Origin of the sequence: Mycolicibacterium parafortuitum, from assembly GCF_002086815.1 — a bacterium.
Taxonomy (GTDB): Bacteria; Actinomycetota; Actinomycetes; order Mycobacteriales; family Mycobacteriaceae; genus Mycobacterium; species Mycobacterium parafortuitum.
The window spans coordinates 234,150-256,543 of record NZ_MVID01000002.1 but is presented as its reverse complement, the minus strand read 5'-3'; the positions used below and the strand labels follow the sequence as shown (position 1 = coordinate 256,543).

21 protein-coding genes are annotated in these 22,394 nt (G+C 67.4%); 14 read left to right on the top strand and 7 right to left on the bottom strand.

The window, feature by feature from the left end; genetic code table 11:
• The first annotated feature begins 18 nt into the window (after positions 1 to 18).
• Genes BST38_RS03845 through BST38_RS03835 form a run of 3 tightly spaced genes read left to right on the top strand, consistent with a single transcriptional unit; the run spans position 19 to position 2,947 of the window.
• Entirely contained in the window at positions 19 to 702 is a 684-nt protein-coding gene (locus tag BST38_RS03845) for a hypothetical protein (protein WP_083141918.1), read from the top strand.
• A complete protein-coding gene (locus BST38_RS03840) occupies positions 699 to 1,508 on the top strand; it encodes an SDR family NAD(P)-dependent oxidoreductase (protein ID WP_083141917.1) in 810 nt (269 codons plus the stop codon). Before BST38_RS03845 ends, BST38_RS03840 begins: the two co-directional genes overlap by 4 nt.
• Positions 1,505 to 2,947, top strand: coding sequence for a cytochrome P450 (locus BST38_RS03835; protein WP_083141916.1), 1,443 nt, complete (start codon positions 1,505 to 1,507; stop codon positions 2,945 to 2,947). Before BST38_RS03840 ends, BST38_RS03835 begins: the two co-directional genes overlap by 4 nt.
• Here BST38_RS03835 and BST38_RS03830 read toward each other — a convergent pair.
• Positions 2,919 to 3,857 (bottom strand): IclR family transcriptional regulator, encoded by a 939-nt coding sequence (locus BST38_RS03830; RefSeq protein WP_083141915.1) that lies wholly within the window; start codon positions 3,855 to 3,857, stop codon positions 2,919 to 2,921. The genes BST38_RS03835 and BST38_RS03830 overlap by 29 nt on opposite strands.
• A 90-nt stretch (positions 3,858 to 3,947) precedes the next feature.
• Between BST38_RS03830 and BST38_RS03825 the strand changes: the two genes are divergently transcribed.
• Genes BST38_RS03825 through BST38_RS03815 form a run of 3 tightly spaced genes read left to right on the top strand, consistent with a single transcriptional unit; the run spans position 3,948 to position 7,012 of the window.
• Positions 3,948 to 5,075 carry a hypothetical protein gene (locus BST38_RS03825; protein WP_083141914.1) on the top strand — a complete coding sequence of 376 codons (1,128 nt, stop codon included), beginning with the start codon at positions 3,948 to 3,950 and terminating at the stop codon, positions 5,073 to 5,075.
• A 3-nt stretch (positions 5,076 to 5,078) separates the two neighbouring features.
• A complete protein-coding gene (locus tag BST38_RS03820; protein WP_083141913.1) occupies positions 5,079 to 5,870 on the top strand; it encodes an SDR family oxidoreductase in 792 nt (263 codons plus the stop codon).
• Positions 5,867 to 7,012: a sulfotransferase family protein gene (locus BST38_RS03815; protein ID WP_083141912.1), complete on the top strand. Its 1,146-nt coding sequence runs from the start codon at positions 5,867 to 5,869 to the stop codon at positions 7,010 to 7,012. The genes BST38_RS03820 and BST38_RS03815 overlap by 4 nt, the downstream gene beginning before the upstream one ends.
• Before the next feature lie 10 nt (positions 7,013 to 7,022).
• Here the strand turns inward: BST38_RS03815 and BST38_RS03810 are convergent, their stop codons facing one another.
• On the bottom strand, positions 7,023 to 7,481 hold the full coding sequence (locus BST38_RS03810) for a hypothetical protein (RefSeq protein WP_083141911.1): 459 nt from the start codon (positions 7,479 to 7,481) through the stop codon (positions 7,023 to 7,025).
• Complete coding sequence (locus tag BST38_RS03805) at positions 7,478 to 8,620, bottom strand: 3-ketosteroid-9-alpha-monooxygenase, oxygenase component (protein WP_083141910.1); 1,143 nt, start codon at positions 8,618 to 8,620, stop codon at positions 7,478 to 7,480. Before BST38_RS03805 ends, BST38_RS03810 begins: the two co-directional genes overlap by 4 nt.
• Positions 8,621 to 8,812: 192 nt before the next feature.
• On the opposite strand from BST38_RS03805, the gene BST38_RS03800 reads away from it, so the two are divergent.
• Positions 8,813 to 10,039: an MFS transporter gene (locus tag BST38_RS03800; RefSeq protein ID WP_083141909.1), complete on the top strand. Its 1,227-nt coding sequence runs from the start codon at positions 8,813 to 8,815 to the stop codon at positions 10,037 to 10,039.
• Positions 10,040 to 10,043: 4 nt separating this feature from the next.
• A complete protein-coding gene (locus BST38_RS03795; protein ID WP_083141908.1) occupies positions 10,044 to 10,622 on the top strand; it encodes a TetR/AcrR family transcriptional regulator in 579 nt (192 codons plus the stop codon).
• A 4-nt stretch (positions 10,623 to 10,626) separates the two neighbouring features.
• On the opposite strand, the gene BST38_RS03790 is transcribed toward BST38_RS03795, so the two are convergent.
• The 3 genes from BST38_RS03790 to BST38_RS03780 are packed head-to-tail and all read right to left on the bottom strand — an operon-like array spanning position 10,627 to position 13,874.
• Positions 10,627 to 11,799: a thiolase family protein gene (locus tag BST38_RS03790; protein WP_083141907.1), complete on the bottom strand. Its 1,173-nt coding sequence runs from the start codon at positions 11,797 to 11,799 to the stop codon at positions 10,627 to 10,629.
• Entirely contained in the window at positions 11,799 to 12,866 is a 1,068-nt protein-coding gene (locus tag BST38_RS03785) for a thiolase family protein (protein ID WP_083141906.1), read from the bottom strand. Before BST38_RS03785 ends, BST38_RS03790 begins: the two co-directional genes overlap by 1 nt.
• A gap of 15 nt (positions 12,867 to 12,881) precedes the next feature.
• The gene (locus BST38_RS03780; protein ID WP_179963917.1) at positions 12,882 to 13,874 is read right to left on the bottom strand and encodes a Zn-ribbon domain-containing OB-fold protein; all 993 of its coding nucleotides are present in this window, start codon (positions 13,872 to 13,874) and stop codon (positions 12,882 to 12,884) included.
• Between the two features lie 67 nt (positions 13,875 to 13,941).
• Here BST38_RS03780 and BST38_RS03775 point away from each other — a divergent pair, with 67 nt between their 5' ends.
• The 3 genes from BST38_RS03775 to BST38_RS03765 all read left to right on the top strand — a co-directional run bounded on the left by BST38_RS03775 (position 13,942) and on the right by BST38_RS03765 (position 17,045).
• Complete coding sequence (locus BST38_RS03775; RefSeq protein WP_083141905.1) at positions 13,942 to 14,973, top strand: LLM class F420-dependent oxidoreductase; 1,032 nt, start codon at positions 13,942 to 13,944, stop codon at positions 14,971 to 14,973.
• A 117-nt stretch (positions 14,974 to 15,090) separates the two neighbouring features.
• Positions 15,091 to 15,834, top strand: a complete 744-nt coding sequence (locus BST38_RS03770) for an acetoacetate decarboxylase family protein (RefSeq protein ID WP_083142100.1) — start codon at positions 15,091 to 15,093, stop codon at positions 15,832 to 15,834.
• Positions 15,834 to 17,045, top strand: a complete 1,212-nt coding sequence (locus BST38_RS03765; protein WP_083141904.1) for a cytochrome P450 — start codon at positions 15,834 to 15,836, stop codon at positions 17,043 to 17,045. The genes BST38_RS03770 and BST38_RS03765 overlap by 1 nt, the downstream gene beginning before the upstream one ends.
• A 91-nt stretch (positions 17,046 to 17,136) precedes the next feature.
• Here the strand turns inward: BST38_RS03765 and BST38_RS03760 are convergent, their stop codons facing one another.
• Entirely contained in the window at positions 17,137 to 17,943 is an 807-nt protein-coding gene (locus BST38_RS03760; RefSeq protein ID WP_083141903.1) for a crotonase/enoyl-CoA hydratase family protein, read from the bottom strand.
• Between the two features lie 70 nt (positions 17,944 to 18,013).
• On the opposite strand from BST38_RS03760, the gene BST38_RS03755 reads away from it, so the two are divergent.
• The 3 genes from BST38_RS03755 to BST38_RS03745 are packed head-to-tail and all read left to right on the top strand — an operon-like array spanning position 18,014 to position 22,392.
• A complete protein-coding gene (locus tag BST38_RS03755) occupies positions 18,014 to 19,663 on the top strand; it encodes a medium/long-chain-fatty-acid--CoA/3-oxocholest-4-en-26-oate--CoA ligase (RefSeq protein WP_083141902.1) in 1,650 nt (549 codons plus the stop codon).
• On the top strand, positions 19,660 to 20,781 hold the full coding sequence (locus BST38_RS03750; protein ID WP_083141901.1) for an NAD(P)H-dependent flavin oxidoreductase: 1,122 nt from the start codon (positions 19,660 to 19,662) through the stop codon (positions 20,779 to 20,781). Before BST38_RS03755 ends, BST38_RS03750 begins: the two co-directional genes overlap by 4 nt.
• Before the next feature lie 21 nt (positions 20,782 to 20,802).
• Positions 20,803 to 22,392 (top strand): acetolactate synthase large subunit, encoded by a 1,590-nt coding sequence (locus BST38_RS03745; RefSeq protein WP_083141900.1) that lies wholly within the window; start codon positions 20,803 to 20,805, stop codon positions 22,390 to 22,392.
• Positions 22,393 to 22,394 lie beyond the last annotated feature (2 nt).

Sequence of the window (22,394 nt, the reverse complement as noted above, 5' to 3'; positions counted from 1 at the left end):
ACAGAATCGGAGTGTGACGTGAGCACCCTGCCCCACCAGGCATCCCTCGCCCCCGACACCGGCCATCGGCCCGGCGAATCGGTACTGGCGCAGATTCGGCACTACGCCGACGACGCACCGACCCTTGCGCGACGCTGGGCGTGGGACTACCTGCGAGAACTCGGGGACGGCGCGCGCCACGACCAACTCGCTGCGTTGTTCGCGCTCGGCGCCGCGCCCGAGGGACCGCACGGCGCCATGGAGGGGCTGATCGTGGGGAAGCTGTTCGGCATACCGGAAGCCCGCCTGGCCAACCCGCTGATGAAGATCGACCCGACATGGCGTGGAAAGACCTTCGATGCCGATACCGGCTTCAACAGGCTGAGCCCCCCGGCCAAGTACGCGCTGCGGGCGGTGGCTCCCCTGTACGGCGGTCTACGCAGCGACGGTTCCGAGGTCGTTGGCTTCCGGTTCAACCACCGGATCGACAGGGCTGCCATCGCACCGTTCAATCAGGTTCGGGCGCTGGACTACTCACCTGCGGAGTATCGCAACCCGAGTGTGCGGACCTTCCCGATCAAACGCACCCGCGACGAGATCGTCGAACTACTGCCCGGCCTGTACCTCGGTCGTGCGCTGCTGACGATGCCGAGCGGCGAGATCCGCCTCATCGGATACTTCGCGCTGCGTGAGTTCAGCCACGAGCGCGGACAACAGCCATGATCGACCTCGACGGGGCCGTCGCGTGCGTGACCGGGGGAGCGCGCGGTATCGGCAGAGCGACGGCGGTGGAACTGCTGCGACGGGGTGCGCGCGTCTGGATCGGGGACGTCGATGCCGACGAGGCGGAGCGCACCGCGCGCGAGATCGGAGCCCGGTCGGCGCATCTCGACGTCACCCAGGTGACGAGCATGGAGGCGTTCCATGCCGCCGCGCGTTCCGACGGGCCGGTCGCGATGCTGGTCAACAACGCCGGAATCCAGGTGATGGGGACGTTCGTCGACCAGAACGTGGACCTGCTGCAGCGTGAGGTGGCGGTGAACCTGGTCGGGGTCATCAACGGCATGCACACGTTCCTCCCGGCGATGCTCGCGCAGGACAGGGGGCACATCGTCAATGTCGCGTCGATGGCTGCCAAGGTCACCACCCCGGGCATCGCGGTGTACTGCGCCACCAAGTACGCGGTGGCCGCGCTGTCCCGGGCAGTGCGCGCCGAAATCGCCGACACCGCGGTGACTCTCAGCACGGTGATGCCGACCGCGGTGCACACCGAACTGACCGCCGGTGTGGCGCTGGAGCTGCTGCCCACCCGGCAGCCGGAACAGATCGCGACGGCGATCGCCGACAGTGCCGGCCGCCCGCGACGCGAGATCACGGTGCCGCGCTGGCTCGCCCCCATGGGTGCGGTCGAAGAGGCGCTCCCGGAACCGGTTCTGCAGCAGCTCAAGCGTCTGGCGACACTCCGGCGGCCGCCCGGCGATTTCGATGAGGACGCACGCAGGGGCTACCTCGACCGGATCGGCCGATGACCAGCCTGATCGCCGATCCGGTGACAGCGGCCAAGCGGCGGCTGCAGAGCACCGCGGCTGCGTTCGCGGCCCGCTACCCCAGTCCCGTCCGGGAACTGGCCCACCCGCCCGCAGGTTCGGGCCTGCGGCCGGTGATGGGCAACTACGGATTCCCGGTGCTCGGGCACATCCTGAGCACACTCGTCGAGCCGCTGGATTTCGCGCGCGAGCGCTATGAGAAGTTCGGCCCGGTGTCGTGGGCCGGGGGTGTCGGCTTCCGTGTCGTCCAGGCGATCGGGCCCGAAGCGCTTGAGACGGTCTGGATCAACAGGGACAAGGCGTTCTCCAGTACCCGCGGATGGGCGCCGGTCATCGGCCCGTTCTTCCACCGCGGCATCATGCTTCTCGACTTCGAGGAGCATCGCGACCACCGGCGGATCATGCAGCAGGCGTTCACCCGTAGCGCACTGGACGGATACCTGGACCTGATGCGGCCCGGCATCGTCCGCACCGTGACGGGCTGGCCGTCCGCGCACGGGTTCCCGTTCTACACCGCGGTCAAGGAACTGCTCCTGGACCAGGCGGCGGAAGTGTTCGTCGGGGCGGTGCTGGGGCCCGAGGCCGATCAGCTCGCGGCGGACTTCCACGACACCGTGTGTGGCGGGCAGGCCATGATCCGCGCCGATGTGCCCGGCGGAATCTGGGCACGTGGGTTGCGTGCCAGGGAACGCCTCGAATGCTATTTCGCCGAACAGATTCCCGCGCGACGCGCCGGCGGTGGCACCGACCTGTTCTCGATGATGTGCCACAGCCGCAGCGACGACGGTGAACGCTTCACCGACGCCGACATCGTCAACCACATGATCTTCCTACTGATGGCCGCACATGACACCAGCGCGATAGCGATCTCGATGCTGGCGTACGAGCTGGGACGAAACCTCGGGTGGCAGAGCGCATTACGTGAGGAAGCGCTCGCGTCGCCCGATGATGAACTGACGCTGGCCGATCTGGACGGGGCGTTCCCGCTGTTGGACGCCGCGTTCAAAGAGATCCTGCGGATGTACGCGCCGGCGGGCACCCTGTTCCGGCAGACGGTTACCGACACCGAGGTCGCCGGACACTTCGTGCCGCGCAAGACCCAGGTGGCGATCAACGTCTACGCTTCGATGCGCCTGGCGGACTGGTGGCCCGATCCCGACCGATTCGATCCCGGGCGCTTCCTGGGCGGTGCCGATGCCGCGCCGGTGCACCGGTACGCGTTCGCGCCGTTCGGCGGCGGAGTGCACAAGTGCCTGGGTCAACAGTTCGCCGACATGAACGTCAAGGTCGTTTTGCACCAACTGCTTCGGCACTTCGAATGGCGCGTCCCTCCCGGTTACCGGCCGCTGCTGAGCTGGGGGACAGGACCGACCCCGGCCGACGGCCTACCGGTCACGTTGCGGCGGCGCGCCCACCGCTGAGCGGCGGCCAGCCCGTCGGTTTCACGCCGCCCAGTTGTTCGGTCACGGCGTCGGCCGCGGCCACGACCGCTCGAGCACGTTCGCTGATCTCACTGTCGGTCAACGGTTTTCCGATGTGCATGGACGTGACCATCACCTGTCGGCGGTAGTGGTCGTACACCGGAGCCGAGATCACGGCGATGTCGTGTCTGCCGCGGCCGGGATTCTCCTCGCGCAGATACACCCGTTCACCGACATCGGAGACGAGTTCGCCCAGCAGGGCCCGGAGTTCGTCGGGCAGGTCGGTCGGCATCCCGGCCATCAGCGCGTACAACCGCCGTCCGCCCGGGGTCTGCCGCTCCACCAGATACCCGTGCGCGCGGCACGAGGCCACGACGCGGCGGAGCCGCTCGGAATCGGTGCGCAGCGGGATCGTCGGCTGCCTTCTGAGCCAGTCCCGTTCGGCCTCGTCATCCCACAGCACGAACATCAACCCGACCGGTGGCGCGAACGGGTAACTCTGCCCGACCTCCACCCCGGGACGCACGCCCGCCGGGGCCACCAGGTCCAGCAGCGTGATCCGGTCGTCGACGACGCCCGACAGTGCGGCGGTCGCACCGTAGCGCGCGGACAGCTGCCGCAGTCGTTCGCGGGCAGCGGGGCTGACCCGCATCGACTCCTGGGCCCGATGACCGAGCGTGATCAGCGACGGACCGAGGCGGTAGGTCTTGTCGGCCGGATCGCGCACCAGATATCCCGCCTCGGTCAACGAGGTGACGATGCCGAGGCAGGTCGGCTTGCTGAGCCCGACCCTTCTGGCGAGATCGCTGATGCCGAACCGCTCCGTGGGCCGGCCCGCGAGGAAGTCCAGCAGTTGGACCACGCGATGGGTGGGCGGGGAGGCACGGCCCGGCTGCACCGATGGGAGCATGCGCGGAACTATAGCGGTCATTCGTTCCAAATATGAACCACCGTGGTCGATATATTGACTCCTGATGGAACGAGTTCTAGTTTCTCCACTGTGTTCGCACAGCCACTGGCCGACGCCATCGCCGAAGCCGAGAACCTTGTCTGCTCCGCGTCCTTCATCGAATCCGAGGCCGATCTGCTCGAGGGTCTGCAGTATCTGGCGGGCTGTATCGCTGCCTGCACCCACGTCGCCTTCGACTACGACCGCGATCATCCGTTCCTGCACAGCGGGACCGGGCCGTTCACCAAGATGGCCCTCGACAACCCCGACACCCTGTACTTCGGCACCCGCGTGCAGCCCGGCTACGAGTACGTCGTCACCGGACGTCGCGGAACCACCACCGACGTGAGCTTCCAACTGCTCGGCGGCGAGTACACCGACGAAGTCGTGCCCGACAGTGAAACCGCCTTCGACGACCGCAAACTCGACATCGCCGCGGACGGGACCTTCGAATGGCGGTTCACCCCGGCAGTGCCGTCGCAGTTGGTCATCCGCGAGGTGTACAACGACTGGTCGGCGCAGCGCGGCACTTTCGCGATCGCCCGGACCGACACCGCGGGAACCGCCCCGCCGCCGTTGACCCGCGAGCTCATCGACAAGCGCTACGCCGTCGCGGGCAAGCAATTGGTGCAGCGCGTGAAGACCTGGCTGCAGTTCCCGGAATGGTTCTACAACGACAGCGTGCCCAACACGATGGTCGCGCCGAGACTGACCCCGGGCGGGCTCGCGACGCAGTACTCATCGGTCGGCAGGTTCGAGCTCGCCGACGACCAGGCGCTGGTCATCACGCTGCCGGTCAGCGACGCACCGTATCTCGGATTCCAGCTCGGCAGCCTCTGGTACATCTCGATGGACTACATCAATCACCAGACCTCGCTGAACGGCACGCAGGCCCAGGCCGATCCGGACGGCAAGATCCGGATCGTGGTCGCCGACCGTAGTCCAGGGGTGACGAACTGGGTGGAGACACTCGGGCATCGCAAGGGATTCCTGCAATTTCGGTGGCAACGGGTCTCGCGTGAGATGACCCCGGCCGACGGCCCGACGGTGGACCTGGTGCAGATCGACGACGTTGCCGCGGCGCTGCCGTACTACGAGTCGAACAAGATCTCGGATGACGAATGGCGGGCGCGGATCGCGCTGCGCCAGAAACAGATCGGCGAAAGAATGGTGGGCTGACAGATGGCGGGTGCGCTTCCCCTGCTGGAGAACAAGGTCGTCGTGATCAGCGGCGTCGGACCCGCGCTGGGCACCACGCTGGCGCGGCGCTGCGCGGAGTCCGGTGCCGACGTGGTGCTGGCCGCGCGCACCGTGGAGCGGCTCGAGGACGTCGCCAAGCAGGTCACCGACCTCGGAAGGCGCGCGCTGTCGGTGGGTACCGATATCACCGACGACGCGCAGGTCGCCAACCTCGTCGACGAGACGCTGGAGGCGTACGGCCGGGTCGATGTGCTGATCAACAACGCGTTCCGCGTTCCGTCGATGAAGCCGTTCGCCAACACCACGTTCGAGCACATGAAAGATGCCATCGAGTTGACGGTGTTCGGCGCGCTGCGCATGGTGCAGGCGTTCACGCCGGCACTGGCCGAGACCAAGGGTTCCGTCGTGAACGTGAACTCCATGGTGGTGCGGCATTCGCAGGCCAAGTACGGCGCGTACAAGATGGCCAAGTCCGCTCTGCTGGCGATGTCGCAGACTCTGGCCACCGAACTGGGGGATCAGGGGATCCGGGTGAACTCCGTTCTGCCCGGCTACATCTGGGGCGGCACCTTGGAGTCCTACTTCACCCATCAGGCCGGCAAGTACGGCACCACCGTCGAGGAGATCTACAAGGCCACCGCGGCGGCGTCGGATCTCAAGCGGCTGCCCACCGAGGACGAGGTCGCCTCGGCGATCCTGTTCATGGCCAGTGATCTGTCCAGCGGCATCACCGGTCAGGCGCTCGACGTCAACTGCGGGGAGTTCAAGGCGTGAGTCCGAGAACAAATGTGGGGACCGTCGAGGATCTACACGCCTCAGCGGTGAAGGCCTGTGGTCTCGACGATTTCGGTTCCGACGACGACAACTATCGTGAAGCGCTCGGTGTGCTCCTGGAGTCCTACCAACGGGACGCGGACCTGACCGAGCTGGGCAGCAAGATGCAGCGGTTCTTCGCCAGGAACGCGCTGGTCGCCCGGCTGGTCTCGGAAGCGGCCTTCAAGCAGCACCCCGAACACGCCGACGTGACGATCGAGCGCCCGATCTTCGTGACCGGTCTGCCGCGCACCGGCACGACCGCCGTGCACCGTCTGCTCGCCGCGGACCCTCGCCATCAGGGTCTCGAGCTGTGGCTCGCAGAGTTCCCGCAGCCCCGTCCGCCGCGCGACACCTGGTCGCAGAACCCGGTTTTCCAGCAGCTCGATGCCCAGTTCACGAAGGCGCACGAGGAGAACCCGGACTACACCGGCCTGCATTTCATGACCGCCGACGAGGTCGAGGAGTGCTGGCAGCTCCTGCGCCAATCTCTGCACTCGGTGTCCTACGAGACGCTCGCGCACGTGCCGACCTACTCCCAGTGGCTGTCGCGACAGGACTGGACCAAGCCGTATCAGCGGCACCGCCGCAATCTGCAGCTGATCGGGCTCAACGATCCCGAGAAGCGTTGGGTCCTCAAGAATCCCAGCCATCTGTTCGCTCTCGACGCGCTGCTCGCAACCTATCCGGACGCGCTGGTGGTGCAGTGCCACCGGCCGGTCGAGACCATCATGGCGTCGATGTGCTCGCTCGCCCAGCACACCACCGAGGGGTGGTCGAACACGTTCATTGGTGAGGTCATCGGCGCCGACTCGATGGAGACGTGGTCGCGCGGCCTGGAGTTGTTCAACGCCGAACGGCCGAAACACAATCCGGCGCAGTTCTACGATCTGGACTACTTCGAGCTGATCAAGGATCCGGTCGGTGCCGTCGAGGACATCTACCGCGCCTTCGGCATCGACTTCCCGGATTCTGCCCGAGCAGCGGTCGCCGATACCCACGAGGAGAGCAAGAAGGGGCCGAGGGCGCCCAAGCACACCTACTCGCTGGCCGACTACGGTCTCACCGACGAGCAGGTCCGGGAGCGGTTCGCCGGGCTCTGAGCGCGGCTACTCAGCCGTCGCCGGGGGCCGGGGCGCTGGAGTACTCCTCCAGGCAACCCTCGGCCACCGCGTGACGGATGCTGTCGGCCAGCCGGGGGCAAGCCCTTTCGCGAGCCGGATCGCCGCCGGAGGCCCGGATCTCGGAGAAGTGCGCGCAGCGCGCGGTGGCCTCACTGTTCCACTGCACCGAGGTGTGGGCCGGACCGAGCTTCTTCACCTGCACCGCGACGTGACAGAAGCGGCAGTCGATCGACACCAGTCCTGAAGACAGGTAGCGCTCGCGGTCGCGGCGGGTCGCTTCCCGCACCGCGGCGGCACGTTCCGGATCGGACGCGAAATCCGGTGCCTTGCGCCAGGATCCCGGTCCACCGGGGCTCGGAGTGTGGCCGTGTTCGTGCTCCTCGTCGTCGTGCCCGTGAAGCAGCAGCATCGACCTGGCGAGGCGGTCCACATCCGGAGTGTCGCTCATGTGGCCTGCTTTTCGGCTTCCCTGTTCTTCAGGTTCTCCTCGACCTCGACGTTCCACTTCTCGACGGCGGCCGTCGTGTCGACCTCCATCTCGAAGCGGTCGGTCATCTCCGGTGTCACATCGGCGACGTCGACATAGAACTGCTGGTACCAGCGGCGCATCTGATAGACCGCACCGTCCTCTTCGACCAGCAGCGGATTGTCAATGCGTGTCTTGTGCTTCCAGATCTCGACATCCTGCAGGAAGCCCTTGCTGACACCGTCGGTGAAAGCGTCGGCGAGCTTCTCGGTGGTCTTGTCGTCGAGGCCCTTGGGCTTCTCGACGATCACGCCCCACTGCAGCACGAACGAGTCCTGGGTGACCGGGTAGTGGCAGTTGATCAGGATCGATTCGGCCTTGAAGTCGCCGTACTTGTTGTGCAGCCAGTTGATCATGAACGACGGGCCGAAGTAGCTGGCCTCGGAGTCCAGGGACGCCTCGCCGTAAGCGGTGCCCATGTCGTTGACGTCCGCGCGGCCCACGTTGTGCAGGTACTGGCTGGCGATGTGGCCTTCGAACACGTTCTTGAAGTACGTCGGCAGCCCGAAGTGGATGTAGAAGAAGTGGGCCATGTCGGTGACGTTGTCGATGATCTCGCGGCAGTTGCTGCCCTCGATGAGCATCGTGTTCCACTTCCAGTCGGTCCACTCGCCGCTGGACCACTCCGGAATGTCGGGGATCCGCACCTCGGGCTGGGGTGGGTTGCCCTCGTGGTCGTGCCACACGAAGAGCAGGCCACCGCGCACGTCGGTGTGCCACGCGCGGGTGCGGGCCAACCGCGGGGTGCGCTTGGCGTAGGGGACAAGCTTGCACTTGCCGTCCCCGCCCCAGCGCCAATCGTGGAACGGGCAGGCGACCTCGTCGCCCTTGATCTCGCCCTGGGCCAGATTGCCGCCCATGTGCCGGCAGTAACCGTCGAGGACCTTCACCTCGCCCTGGGAATCGGCGAAGGCCACCAGCATCGTGCCGAAGATCTCGATGCCGTGCGGCTTCCCGTCCAGGAAGTTCTTCACCGGGCCCAGGCAGTGCCAGCCCCGGGCGAACCGGTCGGGCAGGGCGCCGGTGTCGATCTCGCGAATGCCAGCCGTTTCGGTGCTCACCTCGGGCCTCCCAGTGTGTGTGGCTTCTAACTAGAACACGTTACAGTTTTTTCCCGCTGCGGCGCAATCGAACCCTCTCCACCTGCGCGGAATGTTGCGCATCCCACTCGTATCCCGCTGTCGCCCGACGGGTACCCGCTGGGAGACAGTTATATAGTGCACAAAGTGTTCAGTAAATGTGAGGGGGGTGCCGTGACTGCCGTGGTCGGTGCGCAGGCCTCCACCGGGCGCTCTCGCCGGTGGGCGGCCGTCGCGGCGGCGACCTTCGCGATCGCGTGGGGCGGCAACGAGTTCACTCCGCTGCTGGTGATGTACCGCACCGAGGGCGGCTTCTCGCCGGTCACGGTCGATCTTCTGCTGTTCGCCTACGTGCTGGGCATCGTGCCCGCGCTGTTGATCGGGGGACCGCTGTCGGACCGCTTCGGTCGCCGCCCGCTGATGCTGCCCGCCCCGGTGCTCGCCGGGATCGGCTCGCTGATCCTTGCCGTCGGCGCCGAATCCGCCTGGACGCTTGGGGTGGGCCGGGTGTTCAGCGGACTCGCGCTCGGCCTGGCGATGGCCGTCGGCGGCAGCTGGATCAAAGAACTGTCCACCCCACCCTGGGATGCCGGCGATGCGGGGGCGCGCCGGGCCGCGATGAGCCTGACCGCGGGGTTCGGATTCGGCGCCGCCGTCGCGGGTGCCCTCGCACAGTGGGGTCCCGCACCGACGGTGCTGCCGTACGCGATCAACGCGGTGATGGCGCTCGTCGCCGCGGCGCTGTTGATCACCGCTCCGGAGACCAGGCGGCGATCTGACCCGGGAGCTGCTTCGGGAAAGCCATGGTGGTCCGATCTGGCGATTCCGAGCGCATCGCATCGCCGGTTCCTGTTCGTCGTCGTACCGGTCGCTCCCTGGGTCTTCGGTGCCGGGGCGTCGGCGTATGCGGTGCTTCCCGCACTGATGACCGAGCATGTCGGGGCCGCACCGATCGCGTTCTCGGCGCTGCTGTGCGCGGTGACGCTCGGTGTCGGGTTCGCCGTCCAGCACCTCGGCCGCCACATCGTCGCCGACGGTCGCCGCGGCACGCTCGTCGCTCTCGTACTGGTGGCGGTCGGTATGGCGCTGGCCGTCGCGGCCGCGTCACTGCTGACGGTCTGGGCAGCGTTGATCGCCGCCGCCGCGCTCGGCGCCGGGTACGGGATGGCACTGCTGGCCGGTCTGCAGGAGATCCAGCGCATCGCCACCGCTGACGACCTCGCCGGCCTGACCGCCGTGTTCTACAGCCTGAGCTACCTCGGCTTCGGCGTGCCCGCCGCGATGGCGCTGCTCGCCGCGCACGTCAGCTATCCGGTGATGTTCGGATTCGGCGCCCTCGCCGCCGGTGTCTGCGTGATCGTCGCCGTGGCCGGATCGAGACGGACCGCCGCCTTAAGCTGACCCCGTGGCCAGCCGTCGTGGACGCCCCCGCAGTGAGGCGGTGCGCACCGCTGTGCTCGCGGCCGCGGCCGAACTCGCCCTCGAAGGCGGGTCCTCGGCGGTGACCGTCGAGGCGATCGCCAAACGCGCCGAGGTCAGTCGCACCACGATCTACAAGTGGTGGCCGTCGGCGGCGGCGATCGTGCTCGAAGGGTTGCTCGAGTCGGTCCGCGATTCGATCACCCGGCCGCCCGGCAGCACATCAGTGCAGGCGGTCATCCATCACGTCCGCGCCCTCAACACGATCCTCGTCGACCCGACGGTCGGGCCCCTGCTGCGCAATGTGATCGCGGCGTCGGAGTCCGAACCCGCCATCCAGCAAGCACTCCGCGACCAGTGGATCGGGCCCCGACGGGGCGCCGTCGCGGTGACCGTCGCTACCGCAGTCGAGCGCGGCGAACTGCCGGCGGACACCGACGTCGAACTCGTCGTCGACGCCGTGGTGTCCCCGCCGTACTACCGGCTGATGCTCGGCATGCCCGCGCTGAACGACGAGGCGATCGACCGTCTGGTCCGCACCGTCTGGAACGGGTCCCTGGCCTGATCCGTCAGGCGGGCTTGTCGGAACCGACCACCCACATCGAGAAGTACTGCGCACCACCGCCGTACGCGTGGCCCATGGCCTTGCGTGCGTCCGGCACCTGATGCTCGCCGGCCTTGTTCATGACCTGGATGGCGGATTCGGCGAAGCGGATCATGCCCGACGCGCCGATCGGATTGGAGGACAGCACACCACCGGACGGGTTGAACGGGATGCGGCCGCCGATCGCGGTCTCACCGGCCTCGGTCAGCTTCCAGCCCTCGCCCTCGGGCGCGAAGCCGAGGCTCTCCAGCCACATCGGCTCGTACCACGAGAACGGCACGTACACCTCGGCGACGTCGATCTCGTCGATCGGGCTGGTGATTCCGGCGGCCTTCCACAGTGCCGCCGCGGCGTCGCGGCTGGCCTGCGGGTTCACCTGGTCACGGCCGGCGTAGGCCAGCGGCTCGGTGCGCAGCGCGGTGCCATGGATCCACGCGACCGGATGCCCTTCGGCGACACGGGCGTCCGCGCTCGCCTCGTCGCCGATCACCAGTGCCGCGGCACCGTCCGAGGACGGGCACGTCTCGTCGTAGCGGATCGGATCCCACAGCATCGGTGAGGACATCACCTTCTCCAGGGTGATGTCGGGCTGATGCAGGTGTGCCAACGGGTTCTTGGCTCCGTTGAGGCGATCCTTGACCGCGACCATCGCACCGATGTGCGTCGGGGCGCCCGAGCGCCGGATGTAGGCACGCACGTGCGGTGCGAAGTAGCCACCCGCACCCGCGCCGACCGGCTTGGTGAACGGCACCGGAATGCTCAGTGCCCACATCGCATTCGACTCGGACTGCTTCTCCCAGGCCATCGTCAGCACCCGGCGGTACTTGCCCGACTGGACCAGGCTTGCCGCCACGATCGCGGTCGAACCGCCCACCGAGCCTGCGGTGTGCACCCGGATCAACGGCTTGCCCGTCGCGCCGGTGGCGTCGGCCATGAACAGCTCCGGCATCATGACACCCTCGAAGAAGTCCGGCGCCTTGCCGACGACCACGGCGTCGATGTCGGCCAGGGTCACCCCGGCGTCCTCGAGTGCGCGGTCGATCGCCTCGCGCACCAGGCCGTTCATCGAGACGTCCTTGCGCTTGGCGACGTACTTCGTCTGTCCGGTGCCCAGAACGGCTGCGAGCCTCTTACCCATCAGACTTCACCTTCCAAGACCGCGACCAGATTCTGTTGCAGCGCAGGCCCGCTCGTGGCGTGGGCCAGCACCCGCGAGGCATTGCCGTCGAAGATGTGCCGGGCGGCGAAACCGATGCGTTCCAGGCCGGCCGAGAACATCGGGTTCGCGGCCAGTGCACCGCCGGACGGGTTGATCTTCGTCGCGTCGCCCAGCCCGATCGCCTCCTTGAGGATCAGCTGCTGATGGCTGAACGGCGCGTAGAGCTCCGCGATCTCGATGGAGCCGGGGTCGCCGTTCGTCGCGGCGGCGGCCGACGCGGCGGTCGACGGGGACGTGGTCAGATCGCGGGCACCCAGCACCGGGGTCTCGATGCGGTGCTCGATCCCGGTGATCCAGGCGGGCCGCTCGCGCAGTTCCCGGGCCCGGGCGCCGGAGGCGAGCACGATCGCCGACGCGCCGTCGGTGATCGGCGCGATGTCGTGGCGGCGCAGCGGATCCGCGAAGAACGGTTGATCCAGGAGCTCCTGCACGCTGGTACCCGGCTCAAGACGGTCCACCCGCGGCCCGGCGGCCTGGGCATCCAGCGCGACCTGGGCCATCTGCTCGGCCGTCCACTTGCCCGCGTCCAGACCGAAACGGGCCTGCAGGCCCGCGATGCTCACCGAATCCGGCATCAGCGGCGCGACGGTGTACGGGTCGGTCTGCAGGGCCAGCACCCGGCGCAGCACGCCTGCCGACGACTTGCCGAACCCGTAGACCAGCGCGGTCTCCACTTCGCCGGTCAGGATCTTGATGTAGGCCTCGTAGAGCGCCCAGGCCGCATCCATCTCGACGTGCGATTCGTTGATCGGCGGAACCGCACCGATCGAGTCGATCGCCGAGATGAACGAAAACGCGCGGCCGGCAAGGTAATCGGAGGAACCCGAGCACCAGAAACCGATGTCGGTCTGCTTCAGGCCGAGTTCGGTGTACAGCTGACGGAAGCACGGCATCAGCATTTCGACACCGTTGGTGGTGCCGTTGGTGCGGCGGACGTGGGGCGCGTGCGCGAACCCGACCACTGCAACTGAATTGTCGAAAGTCATGGGGTTTTCCCTTGTCTACAGGTGATGCTTGTACGTGTCGTAGTCGGCGTCGGGTTCACCTGTCGGCCGGAAGTAATCGATGTTGTCGATGCCGAGGCCCCATTCCTCCTGGGGTTTCCACACCGCCTGGACCCGCATTCCCATCCGGACCTCGGACGGATCGATCTCGGTGACGAGGTGCAGGAACGGGATGTCGGCGCCGTCGAGCAGCACGTAGGCCGCGACGTACGGCGGCTTGATGCGCTGACCGGCGAACGGGATGTTGATGATCGCGAAGGTCGTCACCGTGCCCTTGTCGGGCAGCTCGACGAAGTTGTCGAGCTCGAGCCCGGTGGCCGGGTCGGCCTCCTTCGGCGGGAAGTACACCTTGCCGTTCTCGCCGCTGCGGGCCCCCAGGAGGCGGCCCTGTTCGAGGGCGCGCAGGAACGTGCTCTCGGGAAGCGAAGCGGTGTGCTGGATCTCGATCGCCGACGGGGTCACGACCATCGTCACCGGGTCCAGGCCCTCGGGGGCGGGCGGTACGTCCTCGGGTTGGTCGCCGAGCGCGAAGTACGCGATGTCGGTGATCGCGCCGACGGGCTCGTCGACCCAGTGTGCGTGCACGCGCGCACCGGTGCTGATGGCGTCGGCGGTTCCGGCATCGACGGCGTGCAGCAGCGGGGTGTCGGCACCGTCGAGCTTGATCAGCGCGAACGCGAACGGCCGATCCAGCGGCTGGCCGTCGAGCGGGTGCGATTGCCACGTCCAGGACAGCACCGTGCCGACACTGGCGACCGGTACGATCTCCGTCAATTGCTCCCAGGTGACGGGGTCGTATTCGGCCGGCGGGACATGCACCCTGCCGTCTGATCCGCGCACTCCGACGATGCGCCGCTCACGCAGTGCGGTGAAGAACGCGCCCAGGAGTGGTCCTACTGAACGGGTGTAGTCGAATGCGAGCTTCAGCGGCGCGGATAGCGGCGGCTCATGCGTATCGATCTGCACCGGGCTGCTTTGGCTGGTGGTCACGGCATCGAGTAGAACAGGTTCTAAGAATGGTTTCAAGAAGGTGTCCGTCGGCGGAAGTGAGTAGGCGATGAAACTGGGTCTTCAGTTGGGCTATTGGGGCGCGAAGCCGCCCGAGAATCACGCCGAGCTCGTCGCCGCCGCGGAGGACGCCGGCTTCGACACCGTCTTCACCGCCGAGGCGTGGGGCTCGGATGCCTACACCCCGCTCGCGTGGTGGGGCCGCGAGACCAAACGCATGCGACTGGGCACCTCGGTCGTCCAACTGTCCGCGCGCACCCCGACCGCGTGCGCGATGGCGGCGCTGACGCTCGACCATCTGTCGGGGGGACGGCACATCCTCGGCCTCGGGGTGTCCGGACCGCAGGTCGTCGAAGGCTGGTACGGCGCCAGATTCCCGAAGCCGCTGGCCCGCACACGCGAGTACATCGACATCCTTCGGCAGGTGTGGGCCCGCGAAGCTCCGGTGCACAGCGACGGGCCGCACTACCCGCTGCCACTGACCGGCGAGGGCACCACCGGGCTCGGGAAGAACCTCAAGCCGATCACGCACCCGCTGCGCGCCGACATCCCGGTGATGCTCGGCGCCGAGGGGCCCAAGAATGTCGCGCTGGCCGCCGAGATCTGTGACGGCTGGCTGCCGATCTTCTACTCGCCCCGCATCGCCGGTATGTACAACGAGTGGCTCGACGAAGGGTTCGCCCGTCCCGGCGCGCGGCGGACGCGGGAGACGTTCGAGATCTGCGCGACCGCGCAGGTGGTCGTCACCGACGACCGTCCCGCGATCATGGAGCTGATGAAGCCGCACCTGGCGCTCTACGTGGGCGGGATGGGTGCGGAGGGCACCAACTTCCACGCCGACGTGTACCGCCGGATGGGCTACGCCGAGGTCGTCGAGGACGTGACCCGGCTGTTCCGCAGTGACCGCAAAGACGAAGCCGCCAAGGCGATCCCGGACGAGCTGGTCGACGACTCCGCGATCGTCGGCGACCTGGGCTACGTACAGGAGCAGATCAAGGCGTGGGAGGCGTCCGGGGTCACGATGATGGTCGTCGGCGCGCGCTCCACCGAGCAGATTCGGGACCTCGCCGCCCTGGTCTGAACACACTCGACTAGACAGATTCTTGCCGACTGTCTAGTGAGGTTCTAGATTGGCGGTGTGACCGATGACACTGTGTCTTCGCGCTCCCAGCACACGATCGCAGGCACCGTCCTGACGATGCCCGTGCGGGTCCGCACCGCCCATCAGCACACCGCGATGTTCGTCGTCGACGCAGACGCCGCGCAGCGGATGATCGACTACAGCGGAATGCGGGTCTGCCGATTCGGCAGGGGAGGCCGGCGCGCCTTGGTCGTGCTGATGCTGATGCGCTACCTCGACACCGACCTCGGCGAGTACTACGAGTACGGCACCAATGTGATGGTGAACCCGCCCGGGTCGCAGGCCACAGGCGTGCGTGCGCTTCAGTCGGCCGGCGCGTTCGTCCACCACCTTCCCGTCGACCAACCGTTCACCCTCGAAGCCGGCCGGACGATCTGGGGCTATCCGAAGGTGATGGCGGATTTCACCGTCCGCGGAGCGGACAATGGGGCCGAAGTCCGCGGAGCGGACAATGGGGCCGAAGTCAGGGACGGCCGGCGGTTCGGGTTCGACGTCAGCATCGACGGCCAGCGGGTGGTGAGCATGGAGTTCGCACCCGGCCTGCCGATTCCCGACAGGTTCGCGGGCCGCCCCCAGGTCCACTCGACCTACTCGTATCTCGACGGCGTCGCCCGCGAGACCGAGGGCCAGATGGTGCTCTCGGGGGTGCGGTACCGCCCCGGGGGCGTTTCGCTGCGACTTGGCGAACATCCCTACGCGGCCGAGCTCGCCGCCCTAGGCTTGCCCCGGCGCGCACTCGTGTCGAGTTCGGCAGCCAACGTCGACATGACCTTCGCCGACGCCAAAATCGTAGGAGCATAATGACATCCACTGTTGAGACCGGTCTGGACGTCGACCTTGCCGATGGCAATTTCTACGCCGACGGACCCGCGGCGCGGGCGGCGTACGCATGGATGCGCGCCAATCAGCCGGTGTTCCGCGACCGCAACGGACTCGCCGCCGCGACCACGCATCAGGCGGTACTCGACGCCGAGCGCAACCCCGAGCTGTTCTCCAGCACGGGCGGGATCCGCCCGGACCAGCCCGGTATGCCGTACATGATCGACATGGACGATCCGGCCCACCTGCTGCGTCGCAAGCTGGTCAACTCCGGATTCACCCGCAAGCGGGTGATGGACAAGGTGCCGTCGATCGAAAAGCTCTGCGACACACTGATCGACGCGGTGTGTGAACGCGGCGAATGCGACTTCGTCCGCGACATCGCGGCGCCGCTGCCGATGGCGGTGATCGGCGACATGCTCGGCGTGCTGCCCGACGAACGCGACATGCTGCTGACGTGGTCGGACGATCTGGTGTGCGGGCTCTCCTCCACCGTGGACGAGCAGGTCATCCAGAAACTGATGGACACCTTCGCCGCCTACACCGCGTTCACCATGGAGGTGATCGCCGACCGGCGCGCCAACCCCCGCGACGACCTGTTCTCGATCCTGGTCAACGCCGAGGTCGAGGGCTCGCGGATGTCCGACGACGAGATCGTGTTCGAGACGCTGCTGATCCTGATCGGCGGTGACGAGACCACCCGCCACACTCTGTCCGGCGGCACCGAACAGCTTCTGCGCCATCAGGATCAGTGGCAGCAGGTCGTGGCGAATCACGAACTGCTGCCGAGTGCGATCGAAGAGATGCTGCGCTGGACGTCGCCGGTGAAGAACATGTGCCGGACCCTGACCGCCGACACCGAGTTCCACGGCACCGAGCTGAAATCCGGCGAGAAGATCATGCTGATGTTCGAATCGGCGAACTTCGACGAAGCCGTCTTCGAGAACCCGGAGTCCTTCGACATCCACCGCAGCCCGAACAACCACGTCGCGTTCGGCTTCGGCACCCACTTCTGTCTGGGTAACCAGCTGGCACGGCTTGAGCTCAAGCTGATGCTCGGCAAGCTGCTGCAACGGCTGCCGGATCTGCGCCTCGCCGACCCGGGCATGCTTCCGTTGCGGCCGGCCAACTTCGTCAGCGGCCTGGAATCGATGCCGGTGGTCTTCACGCCGACGGCGAAGGTCCTGGACTGAGGGGTCCGCCTTCGACAGTTGTGAATGTGGGCCTTGTGTACGGGTTTCGAGCGATCCGCGTACACAAGGCCCACATTTGCGTGGTGCTTGCCTACTTCAGCTTCCAGACCGGCTTGCGCTTCTCCAGGAACGCCTTCGGGCCTTCCTTGGAGTCCTCGGACAGGAACACCGGGATGCCGTTGGCGGTGTCAGGCCCGAAGGCCTCCTCCTCGTGCATGCCCTCGGTCTCGCGGATGGTCTTCAGGATCGCCTGCACGGCCAGGGGGCCGTTGCCGTTGATGACCTCGGCGATCTCGAGCGCCTTCGTCAGCGCCTGCCCGTCGGGAACCACGTGCCCGATCAGGCCGAACTCCTTGGCCTCGGCAGCGCTGATGTGGCGTCCGGTCAGCAGGATGTCGCAGGCGACGGTGTAAGGGATCTGCCGGACCAGCCGGACCGCCGAACCACCCATCGGGTAGAGGCTCCACTTGGCCTCCGACACACCGAACTTGGCGCTCTCACCCGCGACGCGGATGTCGGTGCCCTGCAGGATCTCGGTGCCGCCGGCGATCGCGGCGCCCTCGACCGCGGCGATCAGTGGCTTCTTCAGCCGACGGCCCTTGAGCAGCGCCGGGATCTTCGACGGGTCGTAGCCGCTCTTGAACGAGTCGCCGGGGGACTGGCTGTCGGCCTTCTTGAGGTCCATGCCCGCACAGAACGCCCCACCCGCGCCGGTCAGGATGCAGCTGCGGATCTCGGGATCGGAGTCGACGCGATCCCAGGCCTCGACCATGATCTGCATCATTTCGGCGGACAGCGCGTTGCGTTTTTCCGGCCGGTTCATCGTGACGATCAGGGTGTGTCCCCGCTGTTCGACGAGGGCGTCGGGAGCCTTTTCCGGGTTTTGTTCGTCGCTCACGAATTGATCCGCCTTCCAGCGTCGATGCCACAGACTTGTCTGGAAATGTAACACGTTCTAGTTTAGAGCCGTGGCCCTGAACATCGCCGATCTCGCCGAGCACGCCATTGACGCTGTGCCTGACCGCGTCGCCCTCATTTCGGGCGACGAGACGCTGACCTACGCCGAGTTGGAGGAGAGAGCCAACCGGCTGGCTCACTACCTGCTCGACCAGGGTGTGAAGAAAGACGACAAGGTCGGGCTGTACTGCCGGAACCGCATCGAGATCGTCATCGGGATGCTGGGCATCATCAAGGCCGGCGCGATCCTGGTGAACATCAACTTCCGCTACGTCGAGGGCGAGCTGAAGTACCTGTTCGACAACTCCGACATGGTCGCCCTGATCCACGAGCGCCGGTACTCCGACCGGGTCGCCAACGTGCTGCCGGAGACGCCGGCGGTGAAGACCGTGATCGTCATCGAGGACGGATCCGACGACGACTTCCAGCGCTACGGCGGGGTGGAGTTCAACGCTGCGCTGGCCCAGGGATCGCCGGAGCGGGACTTCGGTCCGCGCAGCGAGGACGACATCTATCTGCTCTACACCGGCGGCACCACGGGGTTCCCGAAGGGCGTGATGTGGCGCCACGAGGACATCTACCGAGTCCTGTTCGGCGGCACCGACTTCGCCACCGGTGAGCCGATCGCCGATGAGTACGGGCTCGCCAAGCAGGCAGTGGAGAGCGGCCCGATGGTGCGCTACCCGATTCCCCCGATGATTCACGGTGCGACGCAGTCGGCCACCTGGATGGCGTTGTTCGCCGGGCAGACCACCTTGCTGGTGCCCGAGTTCGACCCTGAAGAGGTCTGGGAGACCATCGACAAGCACAAGGTCAACCTGCTGTTCTTCACCGGCGACGCGATGGCCCGCCCGCTGCTCGACGCGTTGATCGCGCATCAGGAGGAGGGCAAGCAGTACGACCTGTCGAGTCTGTTCCTGCTGGCCAGCACCGCAGCGCTGTTCTCCACCAGCATCAAGGAGAAGTTCCTCGAGCTGCTGCCCAACCGCATCATCACCGATTCCATCGGCTCGTCGGAGACCGGCTTCGGCGGCAGCAGCGTCGTCGCCAAGGGTCAGTCCCACACCGGTGGCCCCCGGGTGACCATCGACAAGAACGTCGTCGTGATCGACGACGACGGCAACGAGGTCAAGCCCGGCAGCGGCGTGCGCGGTGTGATCGCCAAGCGGGGCCACATCCCGGTCGGCTACTACAAGGACGAGAAGAAGACCGCCGAGACGTTCCGGACCATCAACGGTGTGCGCTACGCGATCCCGGGTGACTACGCCACCGTCGAGGAGGACGGCAGCGTCACGATGCTCGGCCGCGGGTCGGTGTCGATCAACAGCGGCGGCGAGAAGATCTACCCCGAAGAGGTCGAGGCCGCGCTGAAGGGGCATCCCGACGTGTTCGACGCGCTTGTCGTCGGCGTCCCGGACGAGCGGTTCGGTCAGCATGTCGCCGCCGTGGTGCAGCCGCGTGCGGGCACCCGCCCGACCCTCGCGGAACTGGACGCGCACGTGCGCTCTGAGATCGCCGGTTACAAGGTGCCGCGCAGCCTGTGGTACGTCGGCGAGGTCAAGCGTTCACCCGCGGGCAAGCCCGACTACCGCTGGGCCAAGGACACCACCGAGGAACGGCCGGCCGACGAGGTCCACGCCAAGCATGTAGGAGCGAAGTGAAAACCGAACTGTGTGACCGTTTCGGCATCGAATACCCGCTGTTCGTCTTCACCCCGTCGGAGAAGGTGGCCGCCGCGGTCAGCAAGGCCGGCGGTCTGGGCGTGCTGGGCTGCGTGCGGTTCAACGACGCCGACGACCTGGAGAACGTCCTGCAGTGGATGGACGCCAACACCGACGGTAAGCCGTACGGCGTCGACATCGTGATGCCGGCGAAGGTCCCGACCGAGGGCACCTCCGTCGACATCAACAAGCTGATCCCGGCCGAGCACCGCGAGTTCGTCGACAAGACGCTCGCCGACCTCGGTGTGCCGCCGCTGCCCGAGGACGAGGAGCGCTCCGAAGGCGTTCTGGGCTGGCTGCATTCGGTGGCGCGCAGCCACGTCGAGGTCGCGCTCAAGCATCCGATCAAGCTGATCGCCAACGCGCTGGGTTCACCGCCCAAGGATGTCATCGACCAGGTGCACGCGGCCGGAGTGCCGGTCGCCGCGCTCGCGGGCTCGCCGAAACACGCTCTGCGCCATGTCGAGAACGGCGTCGACATCGTTGTCGCCCAGGGCCACGAGGCCGGTGGGCACACCGGTGAGATCGGCTCGATGGTGCTGTGGCCCGAGATCGTCGACGCCCTCGACGGCAAGGCGCCGGTGCTGGCGGCGGGCGGGATCGGTACCGGAAGGCAGGTGGCCGCCGCGCTGGCTCTCGGCGCGCAGGGTGTCTGGATGGGGTCGGCGTTCCTGACCTCCGCCGAGTACGACCTCGGTGTCCGGTTGCCGTCGGGCCGTTCGGTGATCCAGGAAGCCATGCTGAACGCGACCTCGGCCGACACGGTGCGCCGCCGTATCTACACGGGCAAGCCTGCCCGGTTGCTCAAGAGCCGCTGGACCGACGCGTGGGACGCCGAGGGCGCCCCCGATCCGCTGCCGATGCCGCTGCAGAACATCCTCGTCAGCGAGGCGCATCAGCGCATGAGCGAATCCAGTGATCCGACCACGGTCGCGATGCCGGTGGGCCAGATCGTCGGCCGGATGAACGAGATCCGGCCCGTCGCCGACATCGTCGCCGAATTGGTCAGCGGATTCGAAGAGGCCACGAAACGTCTGGATGGCATCCGCGACAACTAGCCCCGGCGTATAACCACAGGGGTGAACGGCGCCCGGTCTCTGCTCAGCGCACTCGTCGCCCACGGTGTGGACGTGTGTTTCGCCAACCCCGGAACCTCGGAGATGCACTTCGTCGCCGGGCTGGATGCGGTGCCGCAGATGCGGGGCGTGCTCACGCTGTTCGAAGGGGTGGCCACCGGCGCAGCCGACGGCTACGCCCGGATGGCTGACCGGCCCGCCTGCGTGCTCCTGCACCTCGGGCCGGGTCTCGGTAACGGGCTGGCCAACCTGCACAACGCGCGGCGCGCACATGTGCCGATGGTCGTGGTCGTGGGCGACCACGCGACTTACCACAAGAAGTACGACGCACCACTGGAATCCGATATCGACGCGGTGGCGCGCACGGTGTCGGGCTGGGTGCGCCGCACCCTCGACACCGGCGACATCGCCGTCGACGTGGCCGCCGCGGTGGCCGCCGGCCGGGCCGGTGTGGTCTCGACGCTGATCCTGCCCGCCGATGTGTCGTGGACCGACAGTGAGCCAGCGGAGCGGAGCTTGCGGAGCGACCATGTTCCCGATCCGTTCCCGACTCCGGCCGCTGCGGCGGTGGTCGACGACGACGCGGTCCGCGACGCGGTCGCCGCGCTGGATTCCGGTGCTGCCACGGTGCTGCTCATCGGTGGCGACGCGACCAGGGACGCGGGCCTGTCGGCTGCCGCGCGCATCGCCGAGGCCACCGGCGCCCGCGTGCTGTGCGAGACGTTCCCGACCCGGCTGCGGCGCGGGGCGGGCGTGCCGGCGATCGAACGCCTCGCGTACTTCGCCGAAGCCGCCGAGGAACAGCTCGCAGGGGCCGAGCATCTGATCCTGGCCGGCGCCGCATCGCCGGTGTCGTTCTTCGCCTATCCCGGACGTCCTAGCGACCTGGTGCCCGCCGGATGCGAAGTGCACACACTGGCAACGCATTCCGGCGCCACCGCGGCGCTTGAGGCGCTCGCCGACGAACTCGGCGGGGACACCGTGGTCCCTGTCGCGCCGTTGCGGCGGCCCGAGATGCCGACCGGCGCGCTCACCGCGTTCTCGACCGCCGCGGCGATCGGTGCGCTGCTACCGGAGGACGCGGTGATCGTCGACGAATCGAACACCGCCGGCATCGGGGTGGCCGCCGCGACGGCGGGTGCACCCGCCCACGACGTGCTGACGCTGACCGGCGGCGCGATCGGCTACGGTATGCCCGCCGCGATCGGTGCCGCCATCGCCGCGCCCGGGCGGCCGGTGCTGTCGCTGCAGGCCGACGGTTCGGCGATGTACACCCTGTCGGCGCTGTGGACGCAGGCCCGCGAACAACTGGACGTGACCACCGTGATCCTCAACAACGGTGCTTACGACATCCTGCGGATCGAACTGCAACGCGTGGGCGCGGCCGATGACGCACCGGCTGGCCCCCAGGCACAGCGGCTCCTCGATCTCGGAAGTCCGACAATCGATTTCGTGAAAATTGCCGAGGGTATGGGGGTGCCTGCCCGGCGCGCCACCACCGCCGAGGAACTCGCGGCCGCCCTGACCGCGGCGTTCGCCGAACCGGGACCGCACTTGATCGAGGTGGTGCTGCCGTCACTGGTGTCGGGCTGACG

Bases quoted from the DNA above. Each gene is read 5' to 3' on its own strand.
- BST38_RS03765 (WP_083141904.1), top strand. From the start codon at position 15,834: ATGACATCCACTGTTGAGACCGGTCTGGACGTCGACCTTGCCGATGGC.
- BST38_RS03830 (WP_083141915.1), bottom strand. From the start codon at position 3,857: ATGCTCCCATCGGTGCAGCCGGGCCGTGCCTCCCCGCCCACCCATCGC.
- BST38_RS03775 (WP_083141905.1), top strand. From the start codon at position 13,942: ATGAAACTGGGTCTTCAGTTGGGCTATTGGGGCGCGAAGCCGCCCGAG.
- BST38_RS03810 (WP_083141911.1), bottom strand. From the start codon at position 7,481: ATGAGCGACACTCCGGATGTGGACCGCCTCGCCAGGTCGATGCTGCTG.
- BST38_RS03835 (WP_083141916.1), top strand. From the start codon at position 1,505: ATGACCAGCCTGATCGCCGATCCGGTGACAGCGGCCAAGCGGCGGCTG.
- BST38_RS03790 (WP_083141907.1), bottom strand. From the start codon at position 11,799: ATGGGTAAGAGGCTCGCAGCCGTTCTGGGCACCGGACAGACGAAGTAC.
- BST38_RS03785 (WP_083141906.1), bottom strand. From the start codon at position 12,866: ATGACTTTCGACAATTCAGTTGCAGTGGTCGGGTTCGCGCACGCGCCC.
- BST38_RS03820 (WP_083141913.1), top strand. From the start codon at position 5,079: ATGGCGGGTGCGCTTCCCCTGCTGGAGAACAAGGTCGTCGTGATCAGC.
- BST38_RS03770 (WP_083142100.1), top strand. From the start codon at position 15,091: ATGCCCGTGCGGGTCCGCACCGCCCATCAGCACACCGCGATGTTCGTC.
- BST38_RS03840 (WP_083141917.1), top strand. From the start codon at position 699: ATGATCGACCTCGACGGGGCCGTCGCGTGCGTGACCGGGGGAGCGCGC.